The 13,446-nt window shown below is 68.2% G+C and carries 14 protein-coding genes; 9 read left to right on the plus strand and 5 right to left on the minus strand.

Going from position 1 to position 13,446, the window contains the following annotated elements; genetic code table 11:
• The first annotated feature begins 39 nt into the window (after nucleotides 1-39).
• Nucleotides 40-744 carry a 7-cyano-7-deazaguanine synthase QueC gene (gene queC / locus IG196_RS03640; protein ID WP_192195066.1) on the plus strand — a complete coding sequence of 235 codons (705 nt, stop codon included), beginning with the start codon at nucleotides 40-42 and terminating at the stop codon, nucleotides 742-744.
• On the opposite strand, the gene IG196_RS03645 is transcribed toward queC, so the two are convergent.
• Nucleotides 726-2,540: an ABC transporter ATP-binding protein/permease gene (locus IG196_RS03645; protein ID WP_192195067.1), complete on the minus strand. Its 1,815-nt coding sequence runs from the start codon at nucleotides 2,538-2,540 to the stop codon at nucleotides 726-728. The two genes, queC and IG196_RS03645, sit on opposite strands and share 19 nt — an antisense overlap.
• 257 nt (nucleotides 2,541-2,797) lie before the next feature.
• Between IG196_RS03645 and IG196_RS03650 the strand changes: the two genes are divergently transcribed.
• The 4 genes from IG196_RS03650 to IG196_RS03665 all read left to right on the plus strand — a co-directional run bounded on the left by IG196_RS03650 (nucleotide 2,798) and on the right by IG196_RS03665 (nucleotide 7,207).
• Nucleotides 2,798-3,832 carry a putative 2-aminoethylphosphonate ABC transporter substrate-binding protein gene (locus tag IG196_RS03650; protein ID WP_192195068.1) on the plus strand — a complete coding sequence of 345 codons (1,035 nt, stop codon included), beginning with the start codon at nucleotides 2,798-2,800 and terminating at the stop codon, nucleotides 3,830-3,832.
• A gap of 22 nt (nucleotides 3,833-3,854) precedes the next feature.
• Nucleotides 3,855-4,928 carry an ABC transporter ATP-binding protein gene (locus IG196_RS03655; protein WP_192195069.1) on the plus strand — a complete coding sequence of 358 codons (1,074 nt, stop codon included), beginning with the start codon at nucleotides 3,855-3,857 and terminating at the stop codon, nucleotides 4,926-4,928.
• Nucleotides 4,929-5,264: 336 nt separating this feature from the next.
• The gene (locus tag IG196_RS03660; protein ID WP_192195070.1) at nucleotides 5,265-6,974 is read left to right on the plus strand and encodes a putative 2-aminoethylphosphonate ABC transporter permease subunit; all 1,710 of its coding nucleotides are present in this window, start codon (nucleotides 5,265-5,267) and stop codon (nucleotides 6,972-6,974) included.
• A gap of 92 nt (nucleotides 6,975-7,066) precedes the next feature.
• The gene (locus IG196_RS03665; RefSeq protein WP_192195071.1) at nucleotides 7,067-7,207 is read left to right on the plus strand and encodes a hypothetical protein; all 141 of its coding nucleotides are present in this window, start codon (nucleotides 7,067-7,069) and stop codon (nucleotides 7,205-7,207) included.
• Between the two features lie 40 nt (nucleotides 7,208-7,247).
• Here IG196_RS03665 and IG196_RS03670 read toward each other — a convergent pair whose 3' ends face one another.
• Entirely contained in the window at nucleotides 7,248-7,400 is a 153-nt protein-coding gene (locus tag IG196_RS03670) for a hypothetical protein (protein ID WP_192195072.1), read from the minus strand.
• A gap of 100 nt (nucleotides 7,401-7,500) precedes the next feature.
• Between IG196_RS03670 and IG196_RS03675 the strand changes: the two genes are divergently transcribed.
• On the plus strand, nucleotides 7,501-8,769 hold the full coding sequence (locus IG196_RS03675; RefSeq protein ID WP_192195073.1) for an MFS transporter: 1,269 nt from the start codon (nucleotides 7,501-7,503) through the stop codon (nucleotides 8,767-8,769).
• A 6-nt stretch (nucleotides 8,770-8,775) separates the two neighbouring features.
• Here the strand turns inward: IG196_RS03675 and IG196_RS03680 are convergent, their stop codons facing one another.
• The 3 genes from IG196_RS03680 to IG196_RS03690 form a co-directional block, all read right to left on the minus strand.
• On the minus strand, nucleotides 8,776-9,177 hold the full coding sequence (locus IG196_RS03680) for a hypothetical protein (protein ID WP_143713696.1): 402 nt from the start codon (nucleotides 9,175-9,177) through the stop codon (nucleotides 8,776-8,778).
• 71 nt (nucleotides 9,178-9,248) lie between these two features.
• The gene (locus tag IG196_RS03685) at nucleotides 9,249-9,632 is read right to left on the minus strand and encodes an energy transducer TonB (protein ID WP_192195074.1); all 384 of its coding nucleotides are present in this window, start codon (nucleotides 9,630-9,632) and stop codon (nucleotides 9,249-9,251) included.
• 61 nt (nucleotides 9,633-9,693) lie between these two features.
• Nucleotides 9,694-11,112, minus strand: coding sequence for a PLP-dependent aminotransferase family protein (locus IG196_RS03690; RefSeq protein ID WP_192195075.1), 1,419 nt, complete (start codon nucleotides 11,110-11,112; stop codon nucleotides 9,694-9,696).
• Nucleotides 11,113-11,211: 99 nt separating this feature from the next.
• Between IG196_RS03690 and IG196_RS03695 the strand changes: the two genes are divergently transcribed.
• From IG196_RS03695 to IG196_RS03705, 3 genes are read left to right on the plus strand one after another with little or no spacing between them, the layout of a single operon-like run.
• On the plus strand, nucleotides 11,212-11,400 hold the full coding sequence (locus IG196_RS03695; RefSeq protein ID WP_056573062.1) for a DUF2970 domain-containing protein: 189 nt from the start codon (nucleotides 11,212-11,214) through the stop codon (nucleotides 11,398-11,400).
• Complete coding sequence (locus tag IG196_RS03700) at nucleotides 11,400-12,125, plus strand: c-type cytochrome (RefSeq protein ID WP_192195076.1); 726 nt, start codon at nucleotides 11,400-11,402, stop codon at nucleotides 12,123-12,125. The genes IG196_RS03695 and IG196_RS03700 overlap by 1 nt, the downstream gene beginning before the upstream one ends.
• Before the next feature lie 7 nt (nucleotides 12,126-12,132).
• Nucleotides 12,133-13,431 carry a c-type cytochrome gene (locus tag IG196_RS03705; protein ID WP_192195077.1) on the plus strand — a complete coding sequence of 433 codons (1,299 nt, stop codon included), beginning with the start codon at nucleotides 12,133-12,135 and terminating at the stop codon, nucleotides 13,429-13,431.
• Nucleotides 13,432-13,446 lie beyond the last annotated feature (15 nt).

Raw genomic sequence — 13,446 nt, forward strand, 5'->3', positions numbered from 1 at the left:
TCACGCATTTGCACTACAACGGCCCCGCCGTTGACGGACATGCCCCTGCACACCACCGCCCTCGTTCTGTTTTCCGGCGGCCAGGACTCGGCCACCTGCCTGGCCGAGGCCCTGTCCAAGTACCAGCGTGTCGAAACCCTGGGCTTCGACTACGGCCAGCGCCACCGCGTCGAGCTCGACGTGCGCGGCACCGTGCTCGCCCAGATGCGCGAGCGCTTTCCCGAATGGGCGCCGCGCCTGGGCGAAGACCACGTGCTCACGCTCGCCGCGCTGGCCCAGCTCGGCGGCTCCTCGCTCACCGAAGAAGTCGCCTTCGCCATGCAGGCCGACGGCCTGCCCAACACCTTCGTGCCCGGGCGCAACCTGCTGTTCCTCACGCTCGCGGGCGCGCTGGCCTATCGACGCGGGCTGCAGGTGATCGTCACCGGCGTCTGCGAAACCGACTTCTCGGGCTACCCCGACTGCCGCGACGACACCATGAAGGCCATGCAACTCGCGCTGTCGCTCGGCCTGGAGCGCCGCCTCGTCATCGAGACGCCGCTCATGTGGATCGACAAGGCCGAGACCTGGGCGCTGGCCCACCGCCTGGGCGGCCAGCCGCTGGTCGACCTCATCGTCGAAGAAACCCACACCTGCTACCTCGGCGACCGCGAGCATCGCCAGGCCTGGGGCTACGGCTGCGGCGAGTGCCCGGCCTGCGAGCTGCGCAAGAAGGGCTGGGAGCGCTACGTCGCTGCGGGCTGAGCAGCGGTAGTGGTATCGAGCCGGTAGCGCGCGCTGCCGGCCGCGCTTTCTTCCTGCGGCATCAGCGTCCACCGCTGGCCATGGAAATCGCCCACCGCCGGGCGGTGCGCGATCGACACCATCGCGCCGCCGCCCGCCCGCACCGTGTCGGCGAGCCGCTGGTAGAGCACGGCTTCGGCCGGCGCATCGAGCGCGCTGGTCACTTCGTCGGCGAACAGCCAGGCCGGCTTCTTCAGCAACACCCGCGCGATGGCCAGCCGCTGCTGCTCGCCGCCCGAGAGCTTCTGGCTCCAGGCATCGCTGTCGTCGAGCCGGTTCACGAGGTCGGGCAAGAGCGCATCGACCAGCGCCTGGCGCAGCTGGTCGTCGCTGAAGCCGGCGGCAGGGTGCGGGTAGGTCAGCGCCTCGCGCAGTTTGCCGTCGGGCAGGTAGGGGCGCTGCGGCATGAAGACTGCGTCCGCCGGGGCCTGCACCTTGCCGCTCGCAAACGGCCAGATGCCAGCGAAGGTGCGGAACAGCGTCGACTTGCCGCTGCCCGACGGGCCTTGCAGCAGCACGCTGTCGCCGGGACGCACCGCCAGCGCGGCGCCGGCCAGCAACTGCGTGCCATTGGGCAGCGCGACCGTGAGTCCGGTGGTGTCCAAAGCGGTGGCGTTGTCGTCGCGTTGCAGGCCGACGTCGCGTGCCGCGTGGGCGCGCATCGCGTCGTCGAAGCTGATCAAACGGTCGGTGGTGGCGCGCCAGACGGCCACCTTGTCGTAGTTTTCGACGAACCAGCTCAGCGATTCCTGCACCTTGTCGAAGGCCGATGAAATCTGCATGAGGCCGCCCAGCTGAATGGCGCCGCTGAAAAAGCGCGGCGCCGACACGATGAACGGGAAGATCAGCGACGCCTGCCCGAACATCGCGGTGAACGTGACCAGGTTCTTCTGCTGCTTGATCAGCTGCAGGTAGTTGCGCAGCACCGCACCAAAGCGCACGTCGAGCTGGCCGCGCTCCACGGTCTCGCCGCGGTCGAGTGCGATGGCTTCGCTGTACTCGCGCACGCGCACCAGGTGGTGGCGGAAGTCGGCCTCGAAGCGCTGCTGGCGGAAGTTCAGCCCGATCAGCGGCCGGCCGATGAAGTGCGTGATGACCGTGCCGACCACGCAGTAGACCAGCGCCAGCCACACCATCGAGCCGGCCACTTGGTAGGTGCTGCCGCCCAGCGACAGGTCGAAGGTGCCCGACAGGCCCCACAGGATGCCGATGAAGCTCAGCAGCGTGACCACCGCGTTCATCAAGTCCATCGACAGCGTCATCGTGGCATTGGTGAACATCTGCATGTCTTCCTGGATGCGCTGGTCGGGGTTGTCGGGCGTGGCGCCGTCGGCCTGCGCGTAGCGCGCCAGCTCCAGGTGATAGAAGGCCCGGTCGGCCATCCAGCGGCCGAGGTAGTTGCGCGTCATCCAGGCGCGCCAGCGCAGCTGGAGCATCTGCGTCACATAGAACTTCAGCACCTGGATCGCGATGTTGAAGAAGGCCAGCACGGCGAACACGCGGATCTCGCGCCAGAAGACCGTCGCATCCTTGTTCTGCAGCGCGTCGTAGAAGCGGCCGTACCACTGGTTGAAGAGCACCAGCGCGTACACATACGCCAGGTTCAGCGCGACGATGCCCGCGAACATCAGGCGCGCCCGCCATTTCTCTTCGTCGGAGTTGAAGTAGGGCGCCGCGAGCCGGAACACGCGGCGCACGACCTGGACGAAGGTGCCGGCACGCGCGGCGATGGTGGGCGATGGGGCAGAAGATGACATGCAGATTTCCTCGCAGGCGCTCGTGCGCCAGACCTCGTGGGGAGCCCATCGTAGACAAAGCTTCCTTAGACGGGGCTGAAGCCGCCCGCGTCACCCCGTCGACATGACAGCCGTGTGACGCCCGCGGCCGCGCTGTGGCATCTCTGTGTCATGTGACAAACCTTTGTCACATAGCGCTGCGAGCATCGCTGCGTTCACGGCCCCGGCCGTGTTTTCTTTTTGCGTACACCGCCGTTCTTACCTCGAGGGAATCTCCCATGCTGCATCGTCGTCTGATGTGGGCCGCCGTGCCCGCCGCCCTGTTCTCGCTGGCTTTTGCCGCCTCGGCCCAGGGCCGCACCGAGCTGCTGGTCTACACCGCGCTCGAAGCCGACCAAGTACAGGCCTACAAGGCCGCCTTCGAAAAAGAAAACCCGGCCATCGAACTGAAGTTCGTGCGCGACTCCACCGGCATCGTCACCGCCAAGCTGCTGGCCGAAAAGGCCAACCCGCAAGCCGACGTGGTGTGGGGCCTGGCCGCCACCTCGCTGATGCTGCTGGACAAGGAAGGCATGCTCCAGCCTTACGCGCCCAAGGGCCTGGAGGCCATCAAGCCCACCATGCGCGACACCGCCAACCCGCCCAAGTGGGTCGGCATGGACGTGTGGTCGTCGGCCATCTGCTTCAACATTGTTGAAGCCACGAAGAAGAGCCTTCCCAAGCCCACCAGCTGGGCCGACCTGACCAACCCGGTCTACAAGGGCCAGATCACCATGCCTAACCCCGCTGCCTCGGGCACGGGCTACCTCATGGTGTCGGGCTGGATCCAGATGATGGGCGAAGACAAGGCCTGGAAGTACATGGACGCGTTGCACCAGAACATCGGCGTGTACAGCCTGTCGGGCAGCAAGCCCTGCCGCCAGGCCGGCGCCGGCGAGTTCGCGCTCGGCATGTCGTTCGAATACCGCGCCAACAAGACCAAGCGCGACGGCGCGCCCATCGACATCGTGCTGCCCAAGGAAGGCCTGGGCTGGGACATGGAAGCCACCGGCATCATGAAGGCCAGCAAGAAGCAGGACGCCGCCAAGGCCCTGGCCGACTGGGCTGTGACCAAGCAGGCCAACGAGCTGTACGCGAAGAACTTCGCCGTGCTCGCGCTGCCGGGCATCCAGGAAAAGCTCGAGTTCGTGCCGGGCGACGTCGAGAAGCTGCTGGCCAAGAACGACTTCAACTGGGCTGCCGCCAACCGCGACCGCATCCTGACGGAATGGTCGAAGCGCTACGACGCCAAGGCCGAAAAAAAGCCGATGTGATCGGGACTCCGGGTAGCCGCACATGACCAGCTTTCTCTCCCTTCGCGGCATCGGCAAGTCCTTTGGCGCCACGCGCGTGCTCGACGGCATCGACCTGGACATCGAGCCCGGCGAGTTCGTCTGCCTGCTCGGCCCCTCGGGCTGCGGCAAGACCACGCTGCTGCGCATCGTGTGCGGCATCGAGCGCGCCGACAGCGGGCAGATTCTGCTCGGCGGCCAGGACATCGCGGGCCTGCCGCCCGCGGCGCGCGGCTTCGGCGTGGTGTTCCAGTCGTATGCGCTGTTTCCCAATCTCACGGCGGCACAGAACATCGCCTACGGCCTGCACCCCACGGGCGCGCTGGCGCGCGAGATGGCCAAGCGCTCGCGCGAAATGCTCGACCTCGTCGGCCTCGCCGCGCATGCCGACAAGTACCCCGTGCAGCTCTCGGGCGGCCAGCAACAGCGCATCGCCCTGGCGCGCGCCCTGGCGCCCAACCCGCGCCTGCTGCTGCTCGACGAGCCGCTCTCCGCGCTCGACGCGCAGGTGCGCGCCACCTTGCGCAGCGAAATCCGCGCGCTGCAGAAGCGCCTGGGCATCGTCACCATCATGGTCACGCACGACCAGGAAGAAGCCCTCTCGATGGCCGACCGCGTGGTGCTGATGCACAACGGCCGCATCGAACAGGCCGGCACCCCCGACGAGCTGTACCGCCAGCCGCGCACCCGCTTCGCGGCGGGCTTCGTGGGCCGCATGAACATGCTGCCCGCCACCGTGCTGGCCGGCGGCAAGGTGCGTGTGCGCGACAGCGAACTGTTCTGCGCACCGGGCAACCTCAGCGTCGGTTCGCAAGCCACCGTGGGCATCCGGCCCGAGCATGTGGTGGTGAAGCGCTTCGGCTCCGAACTCGGCACCAACAGTTTTGCCGCACGCCTGCTCGACACCGAGTTCTTCGGCAACCGAACCTCGGCTCGATTGGCCTGCGAGCCGCTGGGCATCGAGATCGAAGCCGAGCTGCCCGCCGATGCGCGCAGCGGCGGCGAAGAGCCGCTGGTGCCGAGCAGCATGGTGCACATCCAGCTGCCTTTGAACGCGCTGTCGGTCCTGGCGCAATGACATGACACCGCGCGTGCGGGTTCCTTGTCGCGCGGTGCGCAGTCCTTCAGGGCGCGCTCTCGCCGACGGGGTACCTTGCTCCGCGAATGTCCCCCGCCCTTCGGGCTCCCGCCGCTCCCCCTTGGTTTCGCTGCGCAAGGCACCCCATCGACGTGAGCGTGATTCAGTGCGGTTGTTGATCGACCCGCACAACGACCGCGCTCAGTGGGCGCAGGACACTGGGTGCTTCCCGCAGCGAAATCAAGGAGGAGGGCGAAGCCCGGGGGACATTCGCGGAGGGAAGTACCCGGTGGCCTGTGCACGCGCCCTGAACAACGACACCACAAGAAGAACAACATGAGCACCCCAACAGAAGCCCTCGCCCCGATCGCAATACCGCGCACTCCTCACTTCGACCGCGAACGCTGGCTCACCGGCGCCGCCGTGCTGCTCGTCGTGTTGCTGCTCGTCGTGATCGTCGCGCTCCCTGTCGGCGCACTCGTCGGCCAGAGCTTCTACGACCGCAGCGGCAACTTCGTAGCCCTGACCAACTTCGCGCGCTACTTCGAGAACCCCGGGCTCGTGCAGTCGGCCTTCAACAGCGTCGCCCTCGCGGTGATCAGCGCCGTGCTGTGCACCTCTATCGCCTACGTGTACGCCTACGGCCTCACGCTGTCGTGCATGCCCGCCAAGGGCCTGCTGCGTGCCGTGGCGCTCATGCCGCTGCTGGCGCCCTCGCTGCTGCCGGCCATCAGCCTGATCTACCTGTTCGGCAACCAGGGCCTGTTCAAGGGGCTGCTCGGCGATGTGTCGATCTACGGCCCGCTGGGCATCGTGCTCGGCTCGGTGTTCTGGACGTTGCCGCATGCGCTGCTGATCCTCACCACCGCCATGGCCACGTCCGACGGGCGTTTGTACGAAGCCGCGCAGACGCTGGGCGCCTCGCGCTGGCGCATCTTCCGCACCGTCACGCTGCCGGCGTCCCGCTACGGCCTCATCGTGGCCGCGATGGTCGTGTTCGTGCTCGTCATCACCGACTTCGGCGTGCCCAAGGTCGTGGGCGGCCAGACCGGCGTGCTCGCGACCGACATCTACAAGCAGGTGGTCGGGCAGCAGAATTTTCAGATGGGCGCCGTGGTCGGCCTCGTGCTGCTGATTCCGGCCGTGCTGTCGTTCCTCGTCGAGCGCCGCGTGCGGCGCAAGCAGGCCGCGGCGCTGTCGGCACGCGCCACGCCTTATCAACCCGAGCCCGTGAAGTCGCGCGACCGCGCGCTGCTTGTGTTCTGCACGCTCACCGCCGTCGCCATCGTCGTGATGATCGGCATGGCCGTGTTCGCCTCGCTCGCCAGCTACTGGCCCTACAAGCTCACGCCGTCGCTGAAGAACTACGACTTCAGCAACATGGACGGCGGCGGTTGGGGCAGCTACGGAAACTCGCTGCGGCTCGCGCTGTACGCGGCCGTGGCGGGCGCGCTCGCCACCTTCGTGTCGGCCTACTTCGTCGAGAAGCCGCGCCACTTCGGCCTGCTGCGCGAGCTGCTGAACCTGCTGGCCAACCTGCCGCTCGCGGTGCCGGGGCTCGTGCTCGGCGTGGGCTACATCTTCTTCTTCAACGCGGCGTCGAACCCGCTGCACGGCATCTACGGCGGCATGTCGATCCTGGTGGTCTGCACCGTGGCGCACTTCTTCTCGGTGGCCCACCTCACGTCGCTCACCGCGCTGCGCCAGCTCGACCGCGAGTACGAGCTGGTGTCCGAATCGATGGGCGTGCCGTTCTGGCGCACGCTGTGGCGCGTGCACCTGCCGGTGGCGCTGCCCACTGTGCTCAACGTGGCGGGCTACTTCTTCGTCAACGCGATGACCACCGTGTCGGCCGTCGTGTTTCTCTACTCGCCGCAGACCACGCTGGCCGCCATCGCCGTGCTCAACATGGACGACGCCGGCGACGTGGCGCCCGCAGCTGCGATGGCCTCGCTCATCATGCTCACGGCCGCCGTCGGCCGCGGCCTCTTCGCGCTGGCCGGGCACGGCGCACTGAAGCGCACGCAGGCCTGGCGCCAGCGGTGACGAGCAACGCAGCCGCCTGACAGCGGCGGCGCCATGCCGATTGGCGCCACGTCCGACTTGACGCGCGATGTTGCAGGCTTAGCATGCGCCGCATGAGAAGCACAGCCTTTGTTCTTCTGTTGTGTCTCGGCCTGCTGACAGCGGCCTGTGACGGCAAGCGCAAGCCCGGTGTGCCGGTGCCGAAGGCCTTGTCGTCGAGCTTCGTCGTCATGCCCGCGCCGTTCGTCGGCTGAGGCTGCCGGGCGTTGACGCGCACCGGCCACGGGGTACGTCTCAGGACGGGACGTACGCCAGCACTTCGTCGCCCGCCGCATCGAATTCGCCCGTGGGCTTCCAGCCCAGGTGTCGGTAGACGCGGGCGGCCCCTCGCAGTTCGATGCACGCGGGCGTGTCTGCAGGCACGGCCTGTCTGTAGGTGATTTGCATGCGTTGGGTTCTCGAGGGCGTGCGCAGCAAGCGACGCAGCCTTCCGCGAGAATGCCACACGACATGCACCGCCCGATGCATGCGTGGAGAGACAAAAAGAATGAAGACGACACACGACACAGCCATCGTCCACCAGCCTGATTCGCGCTACGCCATGGTGCGTCTGGCGCTCACGCTGCTGGTCATGACGGTCGGCAGCAGCGGCATGTACGTGGTGTCGGTCATGCTGCCCGCCGTGCAGGCCGAGTTCGGCGTGGCGCGCGCCGATGCCTCCATGCCCTACACGCTGCTGATGCTGGGCTTCGGTTTCGGCGGCGTGCTCATGGGCAAGCTGGCCGACCGCATCGGCGTGATGAAGCCGCTGCTGATGGGCTCGGTCTTTCTGGCGGCCGGCTACATCGCCACGGGCCTGTCGCAAGACATCGTGTCGTTCACCATCGCGCAGGCGCTGCTGGTCGGCCTGCTCGGCAGCTCGGTGGCCTTTGCGCCGCTGGTGGCCGACACCTCGCTGTGGTTCGTCAAGCGACGCGGCATCGCGGTGGCCGTGTGTGCCAGCGGCAATTACCTCGCGGGCGCCGTGTGGCCGCCCATCGCGCAGCACTTCGTCGAGCAGGTGGGCTGGCGCCAGACCTACATCGGCATGGGCATCTTCTGCGGCGTGACGATGGCGCTGCTCGCATTGTTCTTCCGCGCACGGCCGCCGGCACTGGCCGAGGCGGCGCCGGTGTCGCACGTTGCGGGCAGCACCCTGGTGCGCGACATGACGCGGCCCTTCGGCCTGAGCCTGGGCACGGCGCAGGGCCTGCTGTGCGTGGCAGGGGTCGCCTGCTGCGTGGCGATGGCGATGCCGCAGGTGCACATCGTGGCGTACTGCGGCGACCTGGGCTACGGCCCGGCGCAGGGCGCGATGATGCTGTCGCTGATGCTGGGCTTCGGCATCGTGAGCCGGCTGGTGTCGGGCGCCATCTGCGACCGCATCGGCGGGCTGCGCACGCTGATGCTGGGCGGGGTGCTGCAGTGCGTGGCGCTGCTGCTGTTTTTGCCCTTCGACGGGCTGGTGCCGCTGTATGTGATCTCGGCGCTGTTCGGCCTGTTCCAGGGCGGCATCGTGCCCTCGTACGCGATCATCGTGCGCGAGCACTTTCCGCCCAAGGAAGCCGGCGCGCGCGTGGGCACGGTGCTGATGTTCACGCTGTTCGGCATGGCGCTGGGCGGCTGGATGTCAGGCAAGGTCTTCGACCTGACGGGCAGCTACCACGCGGCCTTTTTGAACGGCATCGGATGGAACCTGGTGAACGTGAGCATCACGGCGTTCCTGTTGTTCAGGGTGAGCCGGATGCGGCGGGGTGGGGTGGCTGTGGCGGCTTGAGGGCCTCTAACCGACCGCGTACGAACTCACATCGTCGGACGAAGAGATCTCGATCGTCTGGTCGTTCGCGAATCGGAACAAGACGCGGCTTCCTGACGGAAGCGCGTCCATCTTGATATCGGTCAGGTCTTGGCCGATGACTCGGGCCATCGATCCCACGTCGACGTGGGGGTAGTCCCAGGCCTCCTCTTCAATACGCCATGGCTGTGGCTGCTCGCTGTACGCACTCCATACGATCGCTTGAATCTCGAGAGCCAGGCTGTACCACCTGCCACCCAACTTCACATAGGTCCGGTTGGCCGTGCAAATGGTCTTGCCATCGGCGCGGAAGCCCTCGCAGATGAAGGCTTCGCATCGTTGAGGAAAGTCGGGCGGCTTGCCCACCAAGTCAAAGTCGATTTCATGCATGCAGGTCATGCCTCGGATGCGATGCGTTTGATGCATCGAGCCCACGAAGGTCGTTCACAACGCACCACCTCCTAATTGAACGCCGGCTGCTGCGGCGGCGACGTGATGAAAAACCGGATCGGCACTTCCCGCCACACCACCGTGCCGTCGTCCGGCGTCGGCTTGAAGCGCCATGTGCGAACGGTCTCGACGGCCGAGCGGTCCAGCCGTGCGTGGCCGCTCGATTCCTTCACTTCGACACTCGCCGGCAGGCCGCCCGGCGTGGTGCGCACGCGCAGCAGCACCATGCCTTGCTCTCCGTTCATCCGCGATTCGGCCGGGTAGGGCGCGTTCGGATTGGGTGGCTGCGGCGACCACTCGCCGGGTGTCGACGGTGGTGCCGCGCAGGCGGTCAGCAGGGCGGCGGTGGCGCCCGCCATGAGCGCTTGGGCGAAGGGCCGGGGTGGAGTCTTCATCGCGTCTTCCTGTTTGAATGTGATGCGAACCGGCCGAGTATCGGCGACACCTTCACCGGCCTCAGGCTGCATCCGCGACCAGTCGCCCGAGTGTCTGCAAGGCCTGCTCGCTGTGCGCATCCCACGCATGCCCGTAGTTCAGCCGCAGGCAGTTGGTGAACGCGCGCGTGGCCGAGAAGATCGGCCCGGGCGCCACGCTGATGCCGCGCTCCAGCGCCAGGCGATGAATCTCCAGCGCATTCACCTGCGGCGGCAGCTCGACCCACAGGAAGTACCCGCCCAGCGGCCGCGTGGCGCGCGTGCCCGCCGGAAAGTAATGCCCCACGGCCTGCGTGAAAGTGGCCTGCTGCATCGCCAGCGTCTGGCGCAGCTTGCGCAGGTGCTTGTCGAAGCCGCCCTTCTCGAGGTAGTCGGCCAGCGCCAGCTGCGCGGGCACCGAGGTGCTGAGCGTGGTCGTGAGTTTTTGCCGCGCCACCTTGCGCGCGAAGCGCCCGGCCGAGGCCCAGCCGATGCGGTAGCCGGGCGCGAGGCTCTTCGAGAACGACGAGCAGTGCAGCACCAACCCCTGCGTGTCGAAGGCCTTGGCCGGTGGCGGGCGGCGCTCGCCGAAGTAGAGCTCGGCGTACACGTCGTCTTCGATGAGCGGCAACTCGTGCCGCGCGAGCAGTTCGACGAGCGCCTTCTTCTTCGCGTCGGGCATCAGGCTGCCGAGCGGGTTCTGGAAGGTGGTCATGAGCCAGCAGGCCGTGGGTTGGTGCGCGGCGATGGCCTGCGCGAGCGCGTCGAGGTCGATGCCTTCGCCGGGGTGCGTCGGCACCTCGATGGCGCGCAGGCCCATGCGTTCGAGTGCCTGCAGCGCCGCATAGAAGGTGGGCGATTCGACGATCACCGCATCACCGGGCCGCGTGACGGCCGAGAGGCAGAGGTTGAGCGCCTCGAGCGCGCCGTTGGTGACGACGATCTCCTCGGCCGGCACCGGCAGGCCGTCGGCCAGGTAGCGCAGCGCGATCTGCCGGCGCAGGGCCGCGCTGCCGGGCGTGAGGTCGTCCACGGTGCGCCACGGGTCGAGCGACTTGGCGCTGGCCGCCATGAACTGGCCCAGCCGCGCCAGCGGAAACAGCAGCGGGCTCGGAAAGGCCGAGCCGAAGGGCACGACCTGGCGCGACATGCTGGCTTCGAGGATGTCGAACACCTGGTCGCTCACGTCGAGCGCGCGCGGACCCTCGGCGGGGCGCGAGGTGAGGGTGGTTTCGGGCGGCGCGTCGCGCAGGCCGCCACCGGCCACGTAGTAGCCCGAGCGGTCGCGCGCGCGCACGAGGCCGCGCGCTTCCAGCAGGTAGTAGGCTTGGAACACGGTGGAGGCGCTCACGCCGCGGCTGCTGCCCGTGTGGCGCACGGAAGGCAGGCGGTCGCCGGTCTTGAGGGTGCCGTTGCGGATCGAGGCCTCGATGTCCGCGGCCAGGGCTTCATAACGCTTCATCGGTGGGCCGTTGTCATTCGCGGGGACTCTAATCTGATATGGTGAATCGAGCTGGATCTGCATCTGTTTTTTTTGACCCGTTTGCGCGACAGTGGAGCCATGTTCAATCTGATGCGCGCGGTGCGCGCCGTACTCTGGAGCTTCATCGGGCTGGGCGGCCGCCGGGCCGACGCCGACAAGCGGACCGCCCAACTGGGCATCCTGCCGCTGATCGGCGTGGGGCTGTGCATGGCCCTGCTGCTGATCGCGGGCCTGCTGGCCCTGGCGCATTTCGCGGCGGGCACGTGATGAAGGCAGTGCTCCACCGGGCAGCGCTGGCCCTGGCGCTGCTGTTGCCGCTTGCCCCGGTTGCGGCGCAGGCTGCCACCACCACCGTTCCCGACACCATCGAACAGCGTGTGGCCGCCTGCATCGCCTGCCACGGGCGCGAGGGCGCGACCACCAACGCCGGCTTCTTCCCGCGCCTGGCGGGCAAGCCCGCGGGCTACCTGTTCAACCAGCTCGTGAGTTTTCGCGACGGGCGCCGCTTCAACAGCGACATGACCTACATGGTCCAGCACCTGTCGGACGACTACCTGCGCGAGATGGCCGAGTACTTCGCGAACCTGTCGCTGCCGTACGCCGCGGTCTCGCCGCAGAGCGACGCCTCGCCCGAGCAGCTGCGCCGTGGCCGCCAACTGGCGCTCGAAGGCGATGCGGCGCGCAACATCCCGGCCTGCGTGCAGTGCCACGGCGCCGCGCTCACGGGCGTGCAGCCGGCCATTCCGGGCCTGCTGGGCCTGCCGCGGCTGTATGTGTCGTCGCAGCTCGGCGCCTGGCTCACCAAGGAGCGCCACGCGCCCGCGCCCGACTGCATGGCGCAGATCGGCCAGCGCATGACCACCGCCGACATCAACGCCGTGGCCAGCTGGCTGGCCGTGCAGCCGATGCCGGCCGACACCCGCCCGGTGGCCTCGCTGCCCGCACCGCTGCCCGTGACCTGCGGCGGCATGCCGACCGCAGCGAAACCCTGAGAACCCGATGACCGCGCGATTGAGACATTTCGGCTGGGCCCTGCTGGGCCTGGTCACCCTGGCGGCCGTGTTGGCCGGCGTCGTGCTGGCGCTGAACCTGCGCGGCGAAGACCCGCTGCCCGAACGCGCCGAAGCCTTCGAGGCCACGCCGCAGCTGGTCGAGCGCGGGCGCTACCTCGCGCTGGCGGGCAACTGCGCCGGCTGCCACACCACGCGCGGCGGCCAGCCCTACGCGGGTGGCGTGCCGCTCGAAACGCCGTTCGGCACCATCTACGCGACCAATCTCACGCCCGACCCGACACACGGCATCGGCGGCTGGAGCAGCGCGCACTTCTGGCGCGCCATGCACAACGGCCGCAGCAAGGACGGGCGCCTGCTGTACCCGGCCTTCCCGTACCCGAACTTCACGCAGGTCACGCGCGAAGACTCCGACGCCCTCTACGCCTACCTGCGCAGCGTGGCGCCCGCGGCCACGGAAAACAAGGCGCACCGCCTGCGCTTTCCGTACGACACGCAGGCCGCGCTCGCGGTGTGGCGCGCGCTCTCGTTCAAGCCGCAGCCCTTCGTGGCCAACGCGAACAAGCCCGCCGAATGGAACCGCGGTGCGTACCTGGTCGGTGGTCTCGGCCACTGCATCGCCTGCCACGGCAGCCGCAACTCACTGGGCGCGACAGAAACCCAACTCGGGCTCTCGGGCGGCCTGATCGCGGTGGAGAACTGGTACGCGCCCTCGCTGGCCGATCCGCACGAAGCGGGCGTGGCCGACTGGCCCGCGGCCGATGTCGTGGCGCTGCTCAAGTCGGGCACCTCTCCACGCGGCTCGGTGATGGGCCCGATGGCCGACGTCGTGTTCCGCAGCACGCAGTACCTGAGCGACGCCGACCTGGGTGCGATGGCGATCTACCTGAAGGACCTGCCCGAGGCCGTGAAGCAGGACGCGCCCGAAGCCCAGAAGGCGCCTGCCGCCCCGCTGCGGCGCGACGCCGGCGCGATGGTGCGTGGCGCCAAGATCTACGACCAGCGCTGCGCCTACTGCCATGGCGACCAGGGCCAGGGCGCGGCCGGCGCCTACCCGCCGCTCGCGGGCAACCGCGCCGTGACGATGGCGCGGCCCACCAACCTGATCCAGGTGGTCGCGCACGGCGGCTTTTTGCCCGCCACGGCCGGCAACCCGCGTCCCTACGGCATGCCGCCGTTCGGGCACGCGCTCGACGCCACCGAAGTGGCCGAGGTGCTCACCTACATCCGCGGCGCGTGGGGCAACAACGCCGCGCCGGTCACGCAGCTGGACACGATGCGGCGTTGATGCGCACTGCGCACC

The organism is Variovorax sp. 38R, from assembly GCF_014843395.1.
In the GTDB taxonomy this organism is placed as follows: Bacteria; Pseudomonadota; Gammaproteobacteria; order Burkholderiales; family Burkholderiaceae_C; genus Variovorax; species Variovorax paradoxus_H.

Coding starts and splice junctions, on each gene's coding strand:
- IG196_RS03705 (WP_192195077.1), top strand. CDS start 12,133: ATGACCGCGCGATTGAGACATTTCGGCTGGGCCCTGCTGGGCCTGGTC.
- IG196_RS03690 (WP_192195075.1), bottom strand. CDS start 11,112: ATGAAGCGTTATGAAGCCCTGGCCGCGGACATCGAGGCCTCGATCCGC.
- IG196_RS03680 (WP_143713696.1), bottom strand. CDS start 9,177: ATGCATGAAATCGACTTTGACTTGGTGGGCAAGCCGCCCGACTTTCCT.
- IG196_RS03665 (WP_192195071.1), top strand. CDS start 7,067: ATGAGAAGCACAGCCTTTGTTCTTCTGTTGTGTCTCGGCCTGCTGACA.
- IG196_RS03670 (WP_192195072.1), bottom strand. CDS start 7,400: ATGCAAATCACCTACAGACAGGCCGTGCCTGCAGACACGCCCGCGTGC.
- IG196_RS03685 (WP_192195074.1), bottom strand. CDS start 9,632: ATGAAGACTCCACCCCGGCCCTTCGCCCAAGCGCTCATGGCGGGCGCC.
- queC (WP_192195066.1), top strand. CDS start 40: ATGCCCCTGCACACCACCGCCCTCGTTCTGTTTTCCGGCGGCCAGGAC.
- IG196_RS03650 (WP_192195068.1), top strand. CDS start 2,798: ATGCTGCATCGTCGTCTGATGTGGGCCGCCGTGCCCGCCGCCCTGTTC.
- IG196_RS03660 (WP_192195070.1), top strand. CDS start 5,265: ATGAGCACCCCAACAGAAGCCCTCGCCCCGATCGCAATACCGCGCACT.
- IG196_RS03655 (WP_192195069.1), top strand. CDS start 3,855: ATGACCAGCTTTCTCTCCCTTCGCGGCATCGGCAAGTCCTTTGGCGCC.
- IG196_RS03675 (WP_192195073.1), top strand. CDS start 7,501: ATGAAGACGACACACGACACAGCCATCGTCCACCAGCCTGATTCGCGC.
- IG196_RS03695 (WP_056573062.1), top strand. CDS start 11,212: ATGTTCAATCTGATGCGCGCGGTGCGCGCCGTACTCTGGAGCTTCATC.
- IG196_RS03645 (WP_192195067.1), bottom strand. CDS start 2,540: ATGTCATCTTCTGCCCCATCGCCCACCATCGCCGCGCGTGCCGGCACC.
- IG196_RS03700 (WP_192195076.1), top strand. CDS start 11,400: ATGAAGGCAGTGCTCCACCGGGCAGCGCTGGCCCTGGCGCTGCTGTTG.